This is a genomic window from endosymbiont of Ridgeia piscesae, from assembly GCF_001443665.1.
GTDB classification, from domain to species: domain Bacteria; phylum Pseudomonadota; class Gammaproteobacteria; order Chromatiales; family Chromatiaceae; genus Endoriftia; species Endoriftia persephonae.
On sequence record NZ_KQ557120.1, the window covers coordinates 77,161 to 93,782 of the forward strand.

Below are 16,622 nucleotides of genomic sequence, written 5' to 3' on the forward strand. Positions count from 1 at the left end.
CCGGCTAATCACCACCACTGCCTGAAGCTGACTTCCTCTCCAGCACCGTTTCGCCTTCACTGAGTGCTTTCCGAAGCGCCTCTGCCTCCCTGAAGAGGGCTTTAACCCGCTCATTGACCGGCCCGTTGCGGTTCAGATAATCCTTGATGGCGCTGCAGTGCCCCAGTGCTGCATGGATATCACCCTCCAATTGCAACTCCCGGGCCTTCTGCATATGAAATGTGGCGAGACATTCCGCCCGGCGGGTGCCGATCAGGTCCACCAGGTCGCGAACTGCTTCTGCCGTGATCGGCGTCAGCAGACCGCCCTGTTTTATAAAGTCGATCAGCTCGTTGATAACGCTCGTCAACTTCTGCAGATGGAATTTATCTGTGATCTTGTCAGCTTTTGCTGCATCACCCAGGGCAGCAAGTGCCTGCTCGGTCGTTTCGACCAGTTCATCTATGCCCTCATATTTTGGCTCGACTTTTTTCACCGCCCGATAGCGGGCAAGCAGGTCCTCCCGCAGCAGCCGCTCCACCTCATTTGGCAGATGACAGCCCTGCAGACGAAACAGAATATTTTCCACCAGGTCGACACCACGCAGAAGGCGCTGGATCTTGATTCGTTTTGCCTCCACTGCCTGTTGGTGACGTTGGACGATTCCGGACAGGAAGAGCGCCAAGACCAACAGCCCTCCCAGAATTGCGATCAGTGTGTACTGTTCCATTTTTTCCTTCAGCAGCGGTTTCCGCACGCTTATCATTAGCCACTAGAGGAGAGTCTTCCAGGGCTGAAAAAACAGGCCGGCGATGCAACAGCGCCTGCCAATAGTAGCGGCCAGCTTGCCAGCAGGTTGAAATTGATGACAGATTGCTCTGGAATGTGTCAAACGAGTGTGACTCCACTGCTGCGAGAGGGTAAACCGCATGTCTTGGCCAATCATCATCATCGGCACAATCACCGGTGCCCTACTGTTGATGACCCTGCTGACCTACCGTTCAGCCCGCAAGCTGGTGGGACAACAGGTAGAGGCAGAAACTGGGGAACCTGCCTCGCGGCTGCTCTATTTTTACAGCGACCATTGCGGCCCCTGCAAAAGCATGTCGCCGCTGATCGACGAGCTGTCTGAACACTACCCGAACATTCGCAAGGTCAATGTCACCAAAGAGCCGAAGCTGGCGCAGGCATTCAGCATCCGAGCCACTCCAACAACCATCCTGGTACTCAACAACCTGGTATCCGAAGTGGCGTTGGGAGCCAAATCGAAACGGCAATTGGAAAAACTGCTGCAGCGAGTAGCCTGATGCGATATCAGATCATCCCAGTCACTAGCTTTCAGCAAAATTGCAGCCTGCTTTGGTGTGAGAGAAGCCGAAAATGCGCCATTGTCGACCCTGGCGGTGAGATCGACAAGATCATTGCGGCCATCGAAAGTCAGGAGCTGATACCGGAGCGGATTCTCATCACCCATGGCCATATCGACCATGCTGGTGGAGCCGCGGCACTTGCCAAGGCACTTGGGGTGGTTATCGAAGGGCCTCACCAGGAGGACCGATTCTGGCTCGAAAACATGCCACAACAGGCCGAAATATTTGGTTTTCCCCAGGTAGAGACGTTTACGCCAGAGCGTTGGCTTGAACAGGGCGATAGCGTCACTGTGGGAGATGAGCAGCTTGAGGTGATCCACACCCCCGGCCATACGCCAGGTCATCTGACCTTCTACCATGCTCCATCCAAGCTGGCACTGGTGGGTGATGTGATCTTTCAGGGCTCAATCGGCCGTACCGACTTTCCACGCAGCGACTATGCTACCCTGATTCGCTCAATCCGTGAGCGACTCTGGCCGCTGGGAGACGACTGTCGATTTGTTCCAGGGCACGGCCCCGAATCGACCTTTGGTGAGGAGCGGCTGCACAATCCATTTCTCCGCGACTAATGTTTCAGGTTTTAAACTGCCCCACCATCACCTTGAGTTGATCTGACAGCGCCGCGAGACTTTCCGCTGCCGTCGCCGTCTCGCTGGAATCCCCTGTCGCCAACTCGGTCAACTCACTGATGCGTGAGATATTTTTATTGATTTCTTCTGCCGCCGCGGCATGCTCAAGCGAGCTATTGGCAATCTCATTATTCATGCTTGTAATCGTGGCGACGGCATCAGCGATCGCTTGCAGGGTGATGCCGGCTTCACTCGCCTGGGCCACACTTTTAGCCGCCCGCTCACTGCCATTCTCGATGGCGCGAATCGCCCCTCCAGCACCGACCTGCAGACGCTCAATCATTGCCTGGATCTCCTGGGTCGACTGAGCCGTTCGGCCGGCCAGGGTGCGCACTTCATCTGCCACCACGGCAAACCCGCGACCACTCTCACCCGCCCTGGCCGCTTCAATCGCCGCATTCAAGGCAAGCAGATTAGTCTGTTCGGCAATCCCATGGATGACTTCCAATACGCCACCGATATTATCGCTCTCTTTGCCCAACTGACGGACGACAGCAAGGGTCATTTCAACACTTTCTGCCAAGCCATTAATCGCCCCGATAGTCTCCTCAACCACCGTTTGACCTTCTGCCGCCTTGTCATTGGCATCCTTCGCCGCACCTGCAGCATGAGAAGCATTCTCGGCGACATGCTCCACCACCACCGCCATTTCGTTCATCGCCACCACAACCTGCCGGGTCTGCCCCTCCTGTTCAATCGTGCGATGATTTGAGGAGCTAGTGGTCTGTGAGAGCTGTTCTGCCGATCGGCTCAACTCAGCAACAGAGCTCTCTACATGATGAATAATCTCCTGCATCTTGTTGAGCAGATTGTTAAATGCTTCGGCCATCTCACCCACTTCTGCCTGACTAGCAACTTCTACACGCGCCGACAGATCCAGTGAATCACTGATCGCCTTGATCCTTTTTGAGGTTGCCACAATAGGCCTTGAGATCCAGCGACCGATAAGGATCCCCACCCCCAAGGTCAGGCCCATCACCACAAACGCAACCACAGCAACCTGCTTCACTGTGCGCCAGACCGAACCCTGGAGGCTTTGTGCGGAGAACACTGCCAGGATTTCGCCTCCGTTTGTTACATCCGGTAGGGTACGGCGAACCACATAGTTCCAGCCTTCTTCATCTATTAGCGTCTGCTGAACATTGGCAGCCAGCTGCTTCATTGCCTCCCCATCCACGCCATTTCCAATAAAGGTGTATGCGACCGGAGAGGGCGGGCGGGCCTTACCAAAGGCAGATTTTGGGGCACCTTTGGAGGTACCGACTATTGCCAGATATTTGAGGCCTGAACTGGCATAGAGAAACTGGGCATCACGCCCCCGCAGCTTCATCACATTGCTACCATTGACTGCCCGAGTCGCCAGACCAATGATCGGCTGTAGCACCGCTTCGGCAGTCTCCCGCAGTCTAACTTCATCGGCATCCGTTTGGACTTTATAGAGTACGACGCTGAATGTCAGCAGAGTTGCCAGCCCTGTCCCCAAAATCCCCAACAGGATGGTAGAACCCAAACTGTGGTATCGCTGTTTGGCTTTTTTGATCGGCATGGCCCCACCTGTCGTTCAGAACACTACTCCAATAAATCGACGGGGTAGTGGCTCTTTGCTTACCGGCTACTTATGAGTCCCGCACTGCCCCTGAACACAAAACGCCTCATACCCACTGTGACACACGCGGCAGGTGTTTACGCCTAATGGTGCATCCGGGTTGGCATCAGTCACATCGCTTCCGTCTTCCTTAAAAACACCGTAGCTGATGGCGCCAGCTTTATGCCCTGAGACAAACAGAAGCTGCAACTCCTTCAAGTGGAGAATCATGTTGGCACCATCCCCCATCCCACCATTTCTTGATTTGTATGCAGCAACAGAGTCAGGCCTCACCAAAACAGCTACAGCACCGGGGCCTTGAGGGCGAACCGCACAATATGTCTCGACCGTTTCCTGATAGATCGGAGGCAGAGCACTCACATCGGCATCACACCCCGGCAGAGCACCAATGGCAGTCAGCGGAGTAGAGACAGCGTTCCAACTCCTCCAGTCGGCTGGGAAAGGCACTTCACTCCCTGCAAGCGACCTACCAGCTGCACCAACCCCGCAGATCAGGACAAATACCAAAGCTCCAAGTTTTTTCATCGCCCAATACTCCTCATTCTCTGCTTCCTAAAAAGTAGTCGGCCAGTTGGAAAAAACCTTGATCCACAGAAAAAATGGCTGGGCCGAAAAGTGATGAATATCAGTTTTATCTAATAAATTCATATGCTTCTGAGATGCTTTTTAGCTTTACATCGGGAACCGAGTTGCCGTAACATCCGGCTCTGCGTTGTTCCGCCTGAGAGATGCTTTTTATCCGGGCCGATGTCGGTTGTTCGTTTGGTATCCGCCAATTACCCGTTCATGCACCGACTCATACTAAGAAAGAGGGTGTGGAATATGTCATTTGTCGCTTCCGGTAGAGGAACTGGCGGTAAAGCGTCCATCATTTTCATCGCTGTAATTTTCCTTGGCGGTGTCATTTTTGCCGGTCTGTTCAATGTCGGATTGGCATTCACCAATGAGATGGATTTCTGTACCAGCTGCCACACCATGAAGGTCAATCTGGAAGAATACAAAGAGACTGTCCACTACAAAAATGCCTCAGGTGTGCGAGCCACATGCTCCGACTGCCATGTCCCCAAAGTGTTCGTGCCAAAAATGATCGCAAAGGTCATGGCAGCTAAAGATGTCTACCATGAGATAATGGGTACTATCGACACTAAGGAGAAATACGAGGCACGTCGATGGGATATGGCGAATCGCGTCTGGGAAAAGATGCGTAACTCGGATTCCCGTGAATGCCGCACCTGCCACGACTTCACCCAGATGGACTTCAGTGAACAAGATCGCACTGCGCGGAAACGCCACTCCAGAGCCATGGACCAGGGTAAAACCTGCATCGACTGTCACAAAGGCATTGCTCATGAGGAACCTGATGAGCCCGACGAGGCTGAGGCGAGAGAAGACTCCTGATCCCAGAAGCGCTACGGAAAATCAATGAAAAGAACCACAATCCCGGCCCTGCTGTTAAGTCTTCTCTTGTCATCCCAGGTCTTTGCGGGTGACAAAGAGAAAGAACGGGAGTTGCGACAGGCCGCCATCATTGATGATATCGAAGCCATGGAGCAACTCCTAGATGAGGGAGTTGCAGTCGATGCTGCCAACATTAAAGGCAAAACCGCCCTCATGATGGCAGTAGAGAATGGCAATATGGATACCATAGTGCTTCTTCTCAGCCGCGGCGCCAAAGTCAACTTTCGCACCACAGAGGGTTGTACAGCCCTGACATTTGCCGCTGAGAATGGGCACCCGGCAATCACCGCTTTTCTTCTCGAACGTGGCGCAAATCTACATGACCGTACACGCGCCGGTTGGGACTCACTGATGATAGCAGCCCGCTACGGCATAACCGACATGGTGGAGCAGCTGCTTTACAAAGGGGCCGACCCCAAAGCATCGGACAAATACGGCAAAAACGCCCTGATGATGGCAGCCGAAAAGGACCATGTAGAAACTGTTGCGATACTGGCAAAAAATGGCGCTGATATCGACTCTCAGGACAAGAATGGATCGACCGCCCTAATTCTGGCAGCCGACCGGGGCAATACCGAGGTAGTCAAAGAACTCCTCACCCAAGGCGCCAGCATCGATAAAAAAGATCGGGATGGCGCCACAGCGCTTACATGGGCAGTGGGGCAGGGTCATATCCAGACTACGCAACTCCTTCTCGAGAGCGGCGCTGACATTAATTCAGCTGATAGCGATGGCATCACACCACTGATGGAAGCCGTTAGCAGTGGCTCCCCGGACATGGTCAAGCTGTTGTTACAAAAAGGTGCAGACAAAAATCTAAAAGACAGAGATGGCAGAACTGCCATCAGCATCGCAACAAAGAAACGAATGAAACAGATCCTGGCTCTGCTTAGCCAGGCGAAGTAAGGCCGTTAACAAAGGATCTAAGGCTTTAGCCGTAACGCTAGATCCTGGGAAATAATAATAAATAGAAACCTATGAGGCGAAGCCTGCGCGACGCTAGAGCGGCCGCGCGTTACGGCTTTGTTGCCGTTAGAAGAGCAATATACGGACGGATGGAGTGTTCAAGCTGTTGGCGACTGCCGCTATTCATCCGACGTGTGCGTAATGTTGGAACCCTCTAAAAAGAGGACCAACACACCCTTGAGGGATACTGATCCCTCCGTTACCACGTAAGCCTGTTCAAAATCCAAAGGAGGTAACATGGCATACACCACCCTCAAGAAGGCCCTGATTGGCGCGCTGGCTATCAGCGCTTCCTCAATGGCTTTCGCAGCTGATAAAAAGCCCCTTATGATGGGCGCAAGCGACAGCATGCTGGCCAACACCTGCGCAGGTTGTCACGGTACCAATGGCGCAAGCGCCGGCCCTGCCACCCCGAGCATTGCGGGACTCTCCACCGAGTACTTTGTTGAGGCAATGCAAGGTTTCAAGAGTGGCGATATCCCCACCACCATCATGGCCCGCATTGCCAAAGGCTACTCTGACGACGAGTTTAAGCAGATGGCCAATTATTTTGGCAAGAAGCCTTTTGTCGGCGCGGAACAGAAGTATGATGCAGCTCTGGCCAAGAAAGGTGCCAAGCTGCATGACAAATATTGCGAAAAGTGCCATGCCGAAGGCGGTTCCTCCGCTGAAGATGACTCCGGTGTACTTGCTGGTCAGCTCGCCATGTACCTGAAATGGTCGCTGGCAGACTACAAGGCGGGTGATCGCGAAGCACCCAAAAAGATGAAAAAGAAGCTTAACAAGATGCTGAAGAAAGAAGGCGACAAGGGCATTGAGGCCTTGGTCAATTTCTACGCCAGCCAGAAATAAGGGGGAGTTTTGAATATGAAGATTACCCGTAGAAATTTTGTCAAAGGTGCAGGTGCTGCCACTGCAGTTGGCATTATTGGAGCGCCCACACTCGCACTGGGCGCTAGCAAAAAAGTAGTAGTGGTTGGCGGCGGCACCGCTGGCGCCACTGCAGCCAAGTACCTGAAGATGGCTGACTCCAGCATCGACGTGACGCTGATCGAGGCCAACAAAAACTACTACACCTGCTACATGTCCAACGAGGTGCTGGGTGGCAACCGCACCATTGACTCAATCCGTTTCGGCTACACTGGATTGGCCAAGCACGGCGTTAATGTGGTCAACGACATCGTCATCGGCATCGATGCCGGCGCCCGCGTCGTCAAGACCAAGGGTGGTAAGAGTTTCAACTACGACCGCTGCATCGTCGCCCCAGGCATCGACTTCAAGTGGGAGAGTATTGAAGGTTATGACGCCAAGGTCGCCGAAGATATCCCCCACGCTTGGAAGGCAGGCTCCCAGACCGTCACCCTGCGCAAGCAGTTGGAGGCGATGAAGGACGGTGGCACCGTTGCCATCTGCCCGCCGCCGAATCCCTTCCGTTGCCCACCTGGGCCCTACGAGCGTGCCTCTCAGATCGCTGATTACCTGAAGCGTAAGAAGCCCAAGTCCAAGATCATCATCCTGGATCCAAAACCGAAGTTCTCCAAGATGGGCCTGTTCGTGCAGGGCTGGAAGGATCTCTACGGCTATGGCACTGCGGACTCCATGATCGATTGGCAGGGCACCCCCAAGGGCTCTGACGACAACGTGCTGAAGAGCGTCAACGCCAAGACCCGCACCGTGACCACCGGTTTCAACGAGGTGACTGCGGACGTGCTGAACGTAATTCCTGCACAGAAAGCGGGCAAGATCGCCTTTGCAGCCGGCCTGACTAAGGGTGACTGGTGTCCGATCAACCTGCACACTTTCGAGTCCACCATTCACAAGAACATCCACGTGATTGGTGATGCTTCGATCGCAAAAGGTATGCCGAAATCCGGCTATGCCGCCAACTCCGAAGCCAAGGTCTGTGCTGCTTCTGTAGCCGCCCTGCTGAGCGGTCAAGAGCCCGGCACCCCGGCCTACGTCAACACCTGCTACTCAATTGTAGGCAAGGACTATGGCATCTCCGTGGCGGCGGTCTATCGTCTGGCCGAGGACGGTTCCAAGATCACCAAGGTATCCGGTGGCCTGACCGCAAAGGATGCCAGCGCCGAGACTCGCAAGCGCGAGGTTCAGTATGCCTATAGCTGGTTCCAGAACATCACAAACGACATCTTTGGGTAAGATCATGTACGCGGTTAGCCTGCTAGGCTGACACGGATGATCGCGCATTCGCCAAGGATGGCGGAGAAGATTACCCTCACAGGATGAGATAAAACTTCTAACCGGGGCCAACGCCCCGGTTTTTTTATTTCGACCTGCTTAAATCCAAAAGCACATGACGCCCAAGGAAACCAGCCTCAACTTGACCTAATCTACTAAACTGCCGTCCAGCAGCAGATAGCATCCTTCCCTGCTCGATCACTCACTTCCTTTTACGCAGGGCGAGAGCCCGCTCCGATTTTTTTACCTGCTGCTGAATCTCTTGAATCAACGAGTTGAAGTCTCCCTGCTCCTCCTCAATAAGGATTCTTCCCGTAGTATCTCTCTGAATAGCGCTGATTCCAGGCTGCCTTCGCTCCAGCTCTTCGAGCAGGGAGGATTGATCTCTCGCCGCCCTGAGCAATCGGCGACTCTCACACATCAGCGCCTTTTGCTGCAACGCCTGTCGAATAGTCACGACCAAATCAATTGTATTCGCAGGCTTAGTAAAAAACCTGCTGATCTGCCCCTCATTTATGGCCTTGATCGCTCCTTCCAGACTCGCCTTGCCGGTCAAAATCATCCTTACCGTGTCTGGGTAGAGCCGATAGATTTCGGCTAGCAGTTCAGAGCCAGACATGCCAGGCATCTCTTCATCAGAAACCACCACATCCACAGTCTCACGCTCCAAGATTGCCAACGCCTCTTGCGCTGAGCCGGCCACAACTATTTCAAAGGGTTCGCGGCGAAGCGCTCGCTGCAGACTTGCCAGTACCTGGGGTTCATCATCAACAAAGAGCACCTTCTGAAGCATCTCGTCTCCAAAGCATTTCCACACAGCTGTACTGCCACCGAATTAGAGGATAGTCGATACGAACAAAAAAGTGGAACTGGCGCCCCGCTCTGCGTAATGACGCATCCTAGGAATTATACCGGGAGCAGCCTGCTCGACTTGCGCTCCGACGATAAACTGCTTGATATCACAATAGAGACATCGAACTTAAGCGTGCATGAGGCAGAAAAAGCAATATGGCAATCATATCTTGCGTAACTGTTGATCCTTCGAAAGCAGTTCTTTTTGGCCCCCATAAAAAAGCCCCTGCCTGGCGGCAAGGGCTTTGTCTGTACTCTGCAGCAGAACCGATGCCCCGCTGGCCATTCCAATCGCTTTCTTCGGTTAGCGATACTGGCCTGGCCTATAACGTGGAGGCACTCCTGGAAGTGGCATCTGGTTGCCTCGATCGCGGGGAAGATTCGCCCTTGAATAGCTGGGGAAGTCAGGGTTCACCCAACCCCGTTCAGCCAGTTTGCCTGGTGGAGGAACCAGCCTGGAGACATAATCCATCACAGCAGCCACATCACGCGCAGTGAAGCGTCGAATCTGTTTTACCATACTGGAATCAGCATTACGGCGACGACCGGTTCTGATCCATTCAAATTGTCGCATCAAATAGCGGTAGTGCTGCCCCTGAATCATTGGGATGTGCTCTTTTCTATTTCCCTCGCCATGCTCGCTATGACATTCCACGCAGTTATCTACGTAAAGCTTTTCGCCGTGCTCCAGGTCCATCCCCGACCCCCGGCCATTAGTTGGCGTCATCGGAAGTTGTGCAATATAGGCTGCAACATCTGCAATCTCTTGCACACCTCCAAGTAGGCGCGAAGAGGTAAAAGGCCGCATAGTAGGATTGTCACGATTTCTGGCGCGGATATCAGCCAACTGCTTGATGATCACTGTATTCAGTTGCCCTGCAAGTTGTGGGTAGGTGCCGTCAACCCGCCCCCAGCCTTCCGGCGTGTGACACACGGCGCAGATTTTGTAAACCTTTTTGCCATTTTCGAGATTCGGCGTCCGCGAGAGCGCCTGATCATACTCTTTCATCGCCTCTTCTGCTGGACTCGCCCACACGCTAGACAGCCCGAACATGCAAGCAAACGCAACCACACCCGCTAAATACTTGTTCATCTAAACCTCACCAACCTGCTTGCCAAGCCCCAATCAGAGGATGCCCCCCAACAAAAGGAAGAACCCATGGCTAAGAACATAACCGGGACCGCGCACGATCATACGATGGGGAGCAGAATATCGGTTAACTGCCGGTCGGGCAATATATATTAAGGGGCATAAACAGCACAATTTTTTTGATGATCACCCAACAATTAGAACCCATTAAACTGCTAATTTTTTGAAATTTAAAGAAAAATTGAATCGCATCAATGCTTTTGTCACAATGCCCGCGTCCTTGTCGGATCAAAACAATCAGCCGCAGGGACCGGCACACAAATTGAAAAAAATATTGCCATTTTTCTCCGCCAGCAGAGACCACGCTCTTGGCTGGGGGGAAGAAATTCGCCTGGAGGTGGAGGCATGGCCTTCCGCAACCACTCCGGGGCCATTCCAAACAAAGCAGCCCCCCTATCACGGCTGCTACTTGCGCAATTCGACCGTTAACCAGGAGGCTTCCAATGAAACGGTTATTACTAACGATCTTGCTTACTCTGCCGTTAACGTCACAGGCGATTGACCTTGAAAATGGCAAAAAGCTCAGCCGCAGCTGCGCCCTCTGCCATGGTATCTACGGCCAAGGCACCCCAGGCCCCGCTTCCCCCCGTCTAGCCGGCACGCCAGCCGGTTACATGACCAAGCAGATAGAGGCCTATATCAGGGGCGATCGCCTCAACCCTCGAATGGTCATTACCTCCTCACTCAGGTCCTTGAGCGAAGATGATATTGACGATATCTCCGCTTACTATGCAAGCATCAACCTTGAGACTATCGCTCCCAGGCTGGCGGAAATCCCCCTATGGCCCGGTGCTATTGATGCGGGCAAGGCCATCTACAACGAAGAGTGTAAGAGCTGCCACCGCAAGAACGGCATGGGCAAATCCCGAAAAAGCATCCCGGCTCTGGCGCTACAGTACTCCCAGTACCTGTTCCGGCAGATAAAGATGTTCCAGTGGAAACAGCGTGTGCATGACGATGACCCGGAAGATGATACCTTCGATGAGTTCGACGACCGACAGGTCGAAAGCATCCTCGCCTACATCTCGTCATTGGCTCCAAACAATAAAAAATAAGGCATAACACTACAGTTCATGATGCGTTGAAGGCGCCCCCATTTCGGAGAAATCTATGAATACGATCAAAACCCTCTGGTTCACCCTCGCGTTGTCAGCAATTCTTTTGCTGCCTGCATATGCTGCTGACAACAATGATCCCCAGATCAACATCACCGACATCAAACAAACCGTAGTTCAGATGAGCGTCAAGGTTCCGCGAGAAGATGCCATCCAGGCACTCATGTCGCGTGCAGCAGAGATCAATCTGAAGTTTGTGTCCCGCCAGCAAGTATCCAAAGAGCTACAAGCCCGCGGACTGAAGACCCCCTACCTCGACATCTTCCAGTTCTGTAACCCTGAAGATGCCCGGAAGATGATCATGCATGACCCGATCTACGCAGCCTATATGCCCTGCCGCATCGCCATGGTTGAAGACAAGCAAGGACAATTATGGCTGATGATGTTAAACCTCGACATGCTGATCAACAGTCAGATGCTGCCGCCTGAACTGACAGAAATTGCAATCCGGGTTAACCAAGCCATGTTGGACGTAATGGTTGCTGGAGCGACCGGCGAATTCTGAGCATATAGTTCAAATTCAAAACCCCAGGTGCGGAAGAGTATTCTCCCGCACCTAGGATGATCAGGCATAAAAAAACGGCGGAAATCGCCGTTTTTTTATGCCTGAAGCAGCAATCTGCTCCAGTTTATTCCTATGAAGTGCCGCACATGTTGCTCGAAATATTGTACTGAAAGATTGCTTTGTGGATATCCCCCAAACTCAGCATACCGAGCAACTCACCATCCTCTGCAACCGGAATCCGGCGAAACTTGTGCCGTATCATAACAGTTGCCGCCTTCAGGATATGCATATCAGGATCAACCGTAATAACCCGCGAAGTCATCACATCTGCGACCTTCAGAGTCACCACATCTTTGTATTGAGTCAGCATACTGTCGTAATCAGGGGCGACCATACCGTCCTTGAAATCCTCCAGGCCCGGGAACATACGGTGCAGCACATCCTTCTCCGCTACGATCCCCTTCAACTTCCCATCCTCCACAACAGGCAGGCCACTAAAACGAAACAGGCACATCAGTGAGACCACCTCCAACAACTTTGCAGCGGGGCTCACAGTCTTAGGCGCACTTGTCATTATGTCGCGTACTAACATTGAAAATAACTCCTCCTCATACGCTTGATTGTTCTCTCGGGTTTCCCCATGGGACAAACCATACGCAATCCGGATAGTATTTCCAACCTTTAGGTAAGCAGCATAAACACCGCAGCATACTCTTATTCTCTGATGTGCAAACGCCCCATTAAACCAAGCGCATTACACCCGAAACGAACGGTGAGGCAGACATGCTGCCTCAAATCACAAATACAAAACGGGATTATGGCTGACGTCTGGCTGACAACTGTCTTTGCGCAAATACTTCAGAGGCTGACGCCACAAGACAAGCAAGATCGACAGAATCCAGCGACCCGGGCTCCACCCCGGCAACCCCCGCCACCTCGGCACGCTGCAGCAAGTGCCGGTCCCCGTTTCGGGACAACATCACAACCGGCAAGGATGCCAACTCGACCAGTGTCTCCAAAGCGTCAAGCAGACGTGGAGTCGGGGCATCCACATCCACCAGTAGAAAATCGGGATTTAGTCTGGCCACCCAGGTCAGCAGATCCGTATTGGTACGAACAGCAGCGGCCAGGGAGAGATGCGCTCCGTCCAGGCATCGACGCAGATAGACTTCAGAAGCCAACTGATCACTAACATAAAGTACTGAACGCATAACCTCACCATCTCCTCACCCAAGCGGGCAACAGCTTCTTTTTTCTGTTTACGGCCGACCTCGTTAACCCTACATGCATTTCATTTTTTTGCTTCCGCAAGGCACAAAAAAACCGCAGTGGGTCACAGGAATTTACCTCTTCGTTCGACACCACCCACCCTCACCCCACAGCAGCATCTACAGCAACCGTTAAACAGCAAGCTAAGCCTGTGTTTTTACTAAAAATGCAGCAAATCCCACCTTACTTATCCACAGCTCACCCACAATCTGCGCACCAGTTATCACCCTTCCATACACAACATATTGTGTTTGACAGCAAGAAATATGCGTATATATTGTGCCTCAGCAGCTGAGCAGCACACCAGATTCTGCGGACAGGGCACAAAATCAACACAGCCCCCCCCCCGGCAACCTCCCTGCGAACGGGAAGTGGAGCACCGGAGCCGCACCAATGCCTGCTGTAAATCATTGACAGCCTGTACCGCAACCCAAGCCACCCGGCTTCAGAACATCATTGCGAACAGCCACAGAAGATTGAGTCCGGAGGAGACATGGCAATCGAAGCGACCCCAGAGAATTTTGCAGACGCATCTATCCCCCCGCTAACTGCCAGCAGTTTCAGCCCGGATGCGATCGACGACACCCAGGGTAACCTGCAGGTGATCCGCCGCAACGGCAAAGTCACCCACTTCGACGCCAGCAAAATCTCGGTTGCCATCACCAAGGCGTTCCTCGCTGTGGAGGGAGGCAGTGCCGCCGCCTCCAGCCGCATCCACAATGCGGTCGAGCAGGTCACCGAGCAGGTGGTCAAGGCCCTCACCCGCCGCCTGCCCGCCGGCGGCACCGTGCATATCGAAGACATCCAGGACCAGGTTGAACTCGTCTTGATGCGCTCCGGCGAGCACAAGGTGGCCCGCGCCTACGTACTCTATCGCGAGCAGCAGGCGCAGAAGCGTGCTGAAGAGGCCGCCCTCCGCGCCGAGGTCGAGGGAGAACAACCCGAGCACCAGGTGATGGTGACTCTGGCAGATGGCTCCAAGCGTCCCCTCGACATCGCCCGCCTGAAGACCCTACTCGCTGAGGCCTGCAATGGCCTCGACCAGGTCGACGCCCAGCGGGTGCTCGACGCCACCTGCCGCAACCTATTCGACGGCGTCACCGAGAACGACATTTCCCAGGCGCTGGTGATGAGCGCCCGTACCCTGATCGACCAGGAGCCCAACTACTCCCAGGTCTCAGCGCGACTGCTGCTGGATATCCTGCGCCGCGAGGCCCTCAGCTTCCTCGATCTCGACCTCGACAACCCAGTGCAGACCCAGGCCGAAATGGGCAAACACTATGCCGACTACTTCAAAGCCTACGTCAAACGCGCCGTCAAACTGGAGCTGCTCGACAGCCGCCTGCAGCAGTACGACCTGCAGCGCATCACCGACGCGATCAAACCCGAGCGCGACCTGCAGTTCAACTATCTAGGGCTGCAGACCCTCTACGACCGCTACTTCATCCACACGGAAGAGGGCACCCGCTTCGAACTGCCACAGGCCTTCTTCATGCGCGTGGCGATGGGGCTGGCGATCAACGAGATCGATCGCGAAGGCCGCGCCATCGAATTCTACAATCTGCTCTCATCCTTTGACTTCATGAGCTCCACGCCGACCCTGTTCAACGCCGCCACCCTACGGCCGCAGCTCTCCAGCTGCTACCTGACTACCATCTCGGACGACTTGGACGGCATCTACTCGGCAATCAAGGACAACGCCCTGCTCTCCAAGTTCGCCGGCGGCCTGGGCAACGACTGGAGCCGGGTGCGCGGCCTCGGCGCCCACATCAAGGGTACCAACGGCAAGAGCCAGGGCGTGGTGCCCTTCCTCAAGGTAGCCAACGACACCGCCGTCGCCGTCAACCAGGGCGGCAAGCGCAAGGGCGCAGTCTGCGCCTACCTGGAGACCTGGCACATCGACATCGAGGACTTCCTCGAGCTGCGCAAGAACACCGGTGACGAGCGCCGCCGCACCCATGACATGAACACCGCCAACTGGATCCCCGACCTGTTCATGAAGCGAGTCGCCGAAGAGGGCGACTGGACCCTGTTCTCCCCCAACGAGGTGCCCGACCTGCACGACCTCACCGGGGCTGAGTTCGAGGCCGTCTACACCGCCTGCGAAGAGAAGGCCGCGCGCGGCGAAATCAAAGTCTTTCGCAGCCTCAAGGCGGTGGATCTGTGGCGCAAGATGCTCGGCATGCTGTTCGAGACCGGCCACCCCTGGATCACCTTCAAAGATCCCTGCAACATCCGCTACACCAACCAGCACGCCGGCGTGGTACACAGCTCCAACCTCTGCACCGAGATCACCCTGCACACCAACGACAGCGAGATCGCGGTCTGCAACCTAGGCTCGGTGAACCTGGCCGCCCATGTCAACGAGCACGGCCTCGACATAGCGAAGCTGGAGCGCACGGTCACCACCGCCATGCGCATGCTCGACAACGTTATCGACTACAACTACTACAGTGTGCCCCAGGCGCGTCACTCCAACCTGCGCCACCGCCCGGTGGGGCTCGGCATCATGGGCTTCCAGGACGCGCTCTACAAACAGCGCATCGGCTACGCCTCGGAACAGGCGCTGACCTTCGCCGACCGCTCCATGGAGGCGGTCTCCTACTACGCCATCCAGGCCTCTTCCGAACTGGCGGCAGAACGCGGCCGCTACTCCAGCTATGAAGGCTCGCTATGGAGCCAGGGCGTGTTGCCGATCGACTCACTGCAGCAGCTCAAGCAGGCCCGTGGCGACTACCTGCAGATCGACCAGAGCAGCAGCCTTGACTGGGATGCACTGCGTGAAAAGGTGAAGACCCAGGGCATGCGCAACTCCAACACCATGGCCATCGCTCCCACCGCCACCATCTCCAACATCGTCGGCGTCAGCCAGTCGATCGAGCCCACCTATCAGAACCTGTTCGTCAAATCGAACCTCTCCGGCGAGTTCACCGTGGTCAACCCCTATCTGGTGCATGACCTGAAGCGCGAGGGGCTGTGGGACGAGGTGATGATCAACGACCTCAAATACTACGACGGCAGCCTGGCGCCCATCGAGCGCGTCCCGGCGGAGCTGAAGGTGCTCTACGCCACCGCCTTCGAGATCGACCCTCGCTGGCTGGTGGAGGCCGGCGCCCGTCGCCAAAAGTGGATCGACCAGGGCCAGTCGCTCAACCTCTACATGGCCGAGCCGTCGGGCAAGAAGCTCGACAACCTCTACAAACTAGCCTGGGTGCGCGGCCTCAAGACCACCTACTACCTGCGCTCGATGGGCGCTACCGCAGTCGAAAAAACCACCGCCAGCAGCAGTGGTGACGTCAATCGACTCGGCGACGGCGCTCCGGCCGAGGCGCCCAAGGCCTGCTCGATCCTCGACCCGGATTGCGAAGCCTGTCAGTAAGTTACGCAATAAAAAAGCCCAAGGTGCGCCAACACCTTAGGCTTCGTGGCATGGTAGTAAAGGAGTCCTTCTGCCACCTACCGTCGTTGCTCTTTCACAAGCACTAGCAATGCTAGCACAACGAACGGTAGCTCGAAATCTCCTT

The 16,622-nt window shown here is 54.7% G+C and carries 16 protein-coding genes and 1 pseudogene; 10 read left to right on the top strand and 7 right to left on the bottom strand.

Annotated features, from left to right (window positions below):
* Positions 1-4: 4 nt before the first annotated feature.
* A complete protein-coding gene (locus Ga0074115_RS04520; protein WP_057955367.1) occupies positions 5-709 on the bottom strand; it encodes a hypothetical protein in 705 nt (234 codons plus the stop codon).
* A 199-nt stretch (positions 710-908) separates the two neighbouring features.
* On the opposite strand from Ga0074115_RS04520, the gene Ga0074115_RS04525 reads away from it, so the two are divergent.
* Both Ga0074115_RS04525 and Ga0074115_RS04530 read left to right on the top strand, forming a co-directional pair.
* Complete coding sequence (locus Ga0074115_RS04525; RefSeq protein WP_057955346.1) at positions 909-1,286, top strand: thioredoxin family protein; 378 nt, start codon at positions 909-911, stop codon at positions 1,284-1,286.
* A complete protein-coding gene (locus Ga0074115_RS04530) occupies positions 1,286-1,918 on the top strand; it encodes an MBL fold metallo-hydrolase (RefSeq protein WP_057955345.1) in 633 nt (210 codons plus the stop codon). Before Ga0074115_RS04525 ends, Ga0074115_RS04530 begins: the two co-directional genes overlap by 1 nt.
* Before the next feature lie 4 nt (positions 1,919-1,922).
* Here Ga0074115_RS04530 and Ga0074115_RS04535 read toward each other — a convergent pair whose 3' ends face one another.
* Both Ga0074115_RS04535 and Ga0074115_RS16155 read right to left on the bottom strand, forming a co-directional pair.
* A complete protein-coding gene (locus tag Ga0074115_RS04535) occupies positions 1,923-3,524 on the bottom strand; it encodes a methyl-accepting chemotaxis protein (protein ID WP_060528252.1) in 1,602 nt (533 codons plus the stop codon).
* A gap of 66 nt (positions 3,525-3,590) precedes the next feature.
* Positions 3,591-4,109, bottom strand: a complete 519-nt coding sequence (locus Ga0074115_RS16155; protein WP_157292649.1) for a hypothetical protein — start codon at positions 4,107-4,109, stop codon at positions 3,591-3,593.
* Positions 4,110-4,406: 297 nt separating this feature from the next.
* Between Ga0074115_RS16155 and Ga0074115_RS04545 the strand changes: the two genes are divergently transcribed.
* The 4 genes from Ga0074115_RS04545 to Ga0074115_RS04560 all read left to right on the top strand — a co-directional run bounded on the left by Ga0074115_RS04545 (position 4,407) and on the right by Ga0074115_RS04560 (position 8,168).
* Entirely contained in the window at positions 4,407-4,982 is a 576-nt protein-coding gene (locus Ga0074115_RS04545; RefSeq protein ID WP_057955342.1) for a NapC/NirT family cytochrome c, read from the top strand.
* A gap of 24 nt (positions 4,983-5,006) precedes the next feature.
* Positions 5,007-5,948: an ankyrin repeat domain-containing protein gene (locus tag Ga0074115_RS04550; RefSeq protein ID WP_057955341.1), complete on the top strand. Its 942-nt coding sequence runs from the start codon at positions 5,007-5,009 to the stop codon at positions 5,946-5,948.
* Positions 5,949-6,245: 297 nt separating this feature from the next.
* On the top strand, positions 6,246-6,860 hold the full coding sequence (locus Ga0074115_RS04555; RefSeq protein WP_060528253.1) for a c-type cytochrome: 615 nt from the start codon (positions 6,246-6,248) through the stop codon (positions 6,858-6,860).
* 15 nt (positions 6,861-6,875) lie between these two features.
* Positions 6,876-8,168 (top strand): FCSD flavin-binding domain-containing protein, encoded by a 1,293-nt coding sequence (locus Ga0074115_RS04560; protein WP_057955339.1) that lies wholly within the window; start codon positions 6,876-6,878, stop codon positions 8,166-8,168.
* A 241-nt stretch (positions 8,169-8,409) separates the two neighbouring features.
* Here Ga0074115_RS04560 and Ga0074115_RS04565 read toward each other — a convergent pair whose 3' ends face one another.
* Positions 8,410-9,000, bottom strand: coding sequence for a response regulator (locus Ga0074115_RS04565; RefSeq protein WP_057955338.1), 591 nt, complete (start codon positions 8,998-9,000; stop codon positions 8,410-8,412).
* A gap of 363 nt (positions 9,001-9,363) precedes the next feature.
* Positions 9,364-10,152: a c-type cytochrome gene (locus tag Ga0074115_RS04570; RefSeq protein WP_057955337.1), complete on the bottom strand. Its 789-nt coding sequence runs from the start codon at positions 10,150-10,152 to the stop codon at positions 9,364-9,366.
* Between the two features lie 220 nt (positions 10,153-10,372).
* Here Ga0074115_RS04570 and Ga0074115_RS16160 point away from each other — a divergent pair, with 220 nt between their 5' ends.
* Genes Ga0074115_RS16160 through Ga0074115_RS04580 form a run of 3 tightly spaced genes read left to right on the top strand, consistent with a single transcriptional unit; the run spans position 10,373 to position 11,829 of the window.
* Positions 10,373-10,711, top strand: coding sequence for a hypothetical protein (locus tag Ga0074115_RS16160; RefSeq protein ID WP_157292651.1), 339 nt, complete (start codon positions 10,373-10,375; stop codon positions 10,709-10,711).
* Positions 10,653-11,264, top strand: coding sequence for a c-type cytochrome (locus Ga0074115_RS04575; protein ID WP_039960199.1), 612 nt, complete (start codon positions 10,653-10,655; stop codon positions 11,262-11,264). The genes Ga0074115_RS16160 and Ga0074115_RS04575 overlap by 59 nt, the downstream gene beginning before the upstream one ends.
* A 55-nt stretch (positions 11,265-11,319) precedes the next feature.
* Positions 11,320-11,829 (top strand): DUF302 domain-containing protein, encoded by a 510-nt coding sequence (locus tag Ga0074115_RS04580; RefSeq protein ID WP_005963135.1) that lies wholly within the window; start codon positions 11,320-11,322, stop codon positions 11,827-11,829.
* A 130-nt stretch (positions 11,830-11,959) separates the two neighbouring features.
* Here the strand turns inward: Ga0074115_RS04580 and Ga0074115_RS04585 are convergent, their stop codons facing one another.
* Positions 11,960-12,421, bottom strand: a complete 462-nt coding sequence (locus Ga0074115_RS04585; protein ID WP_060528254.1) for a CBS domain-containing protein — start codon at positions 12,419-12,421, stop codon at positions 11,960-11,962.
* A 223-nt stretch (positions 12,422-12,644) separates the two neighbouring features.
* Complete coding sequence (locus Ga0074115_RS04590) at positions 12,645-13,040, bottom strand: ANTAR domain-containing protein (RefSeq protein ID WP_039960203.1); 396 nt, start codon at positions 13,038-13,040, stop codon at positions 12,645-12,647.
* Positions 13,041-13,687: 647 nt separating this feature from the next.
* On the opposite strand from Ga0074115_RS04590, the pseudogene Ga0074115_RS04595 reads away from it, so the two are divergent.
* Positions 13,688-16,477: pseudogene (locus Ga0074115_RS04595) on the top strand (ribonucleoside-diphosphate reductase subunit alpha); the annotation flags it as partial.
* Positions 16,478-16,622: the final 145 nt, after the last annotated feature.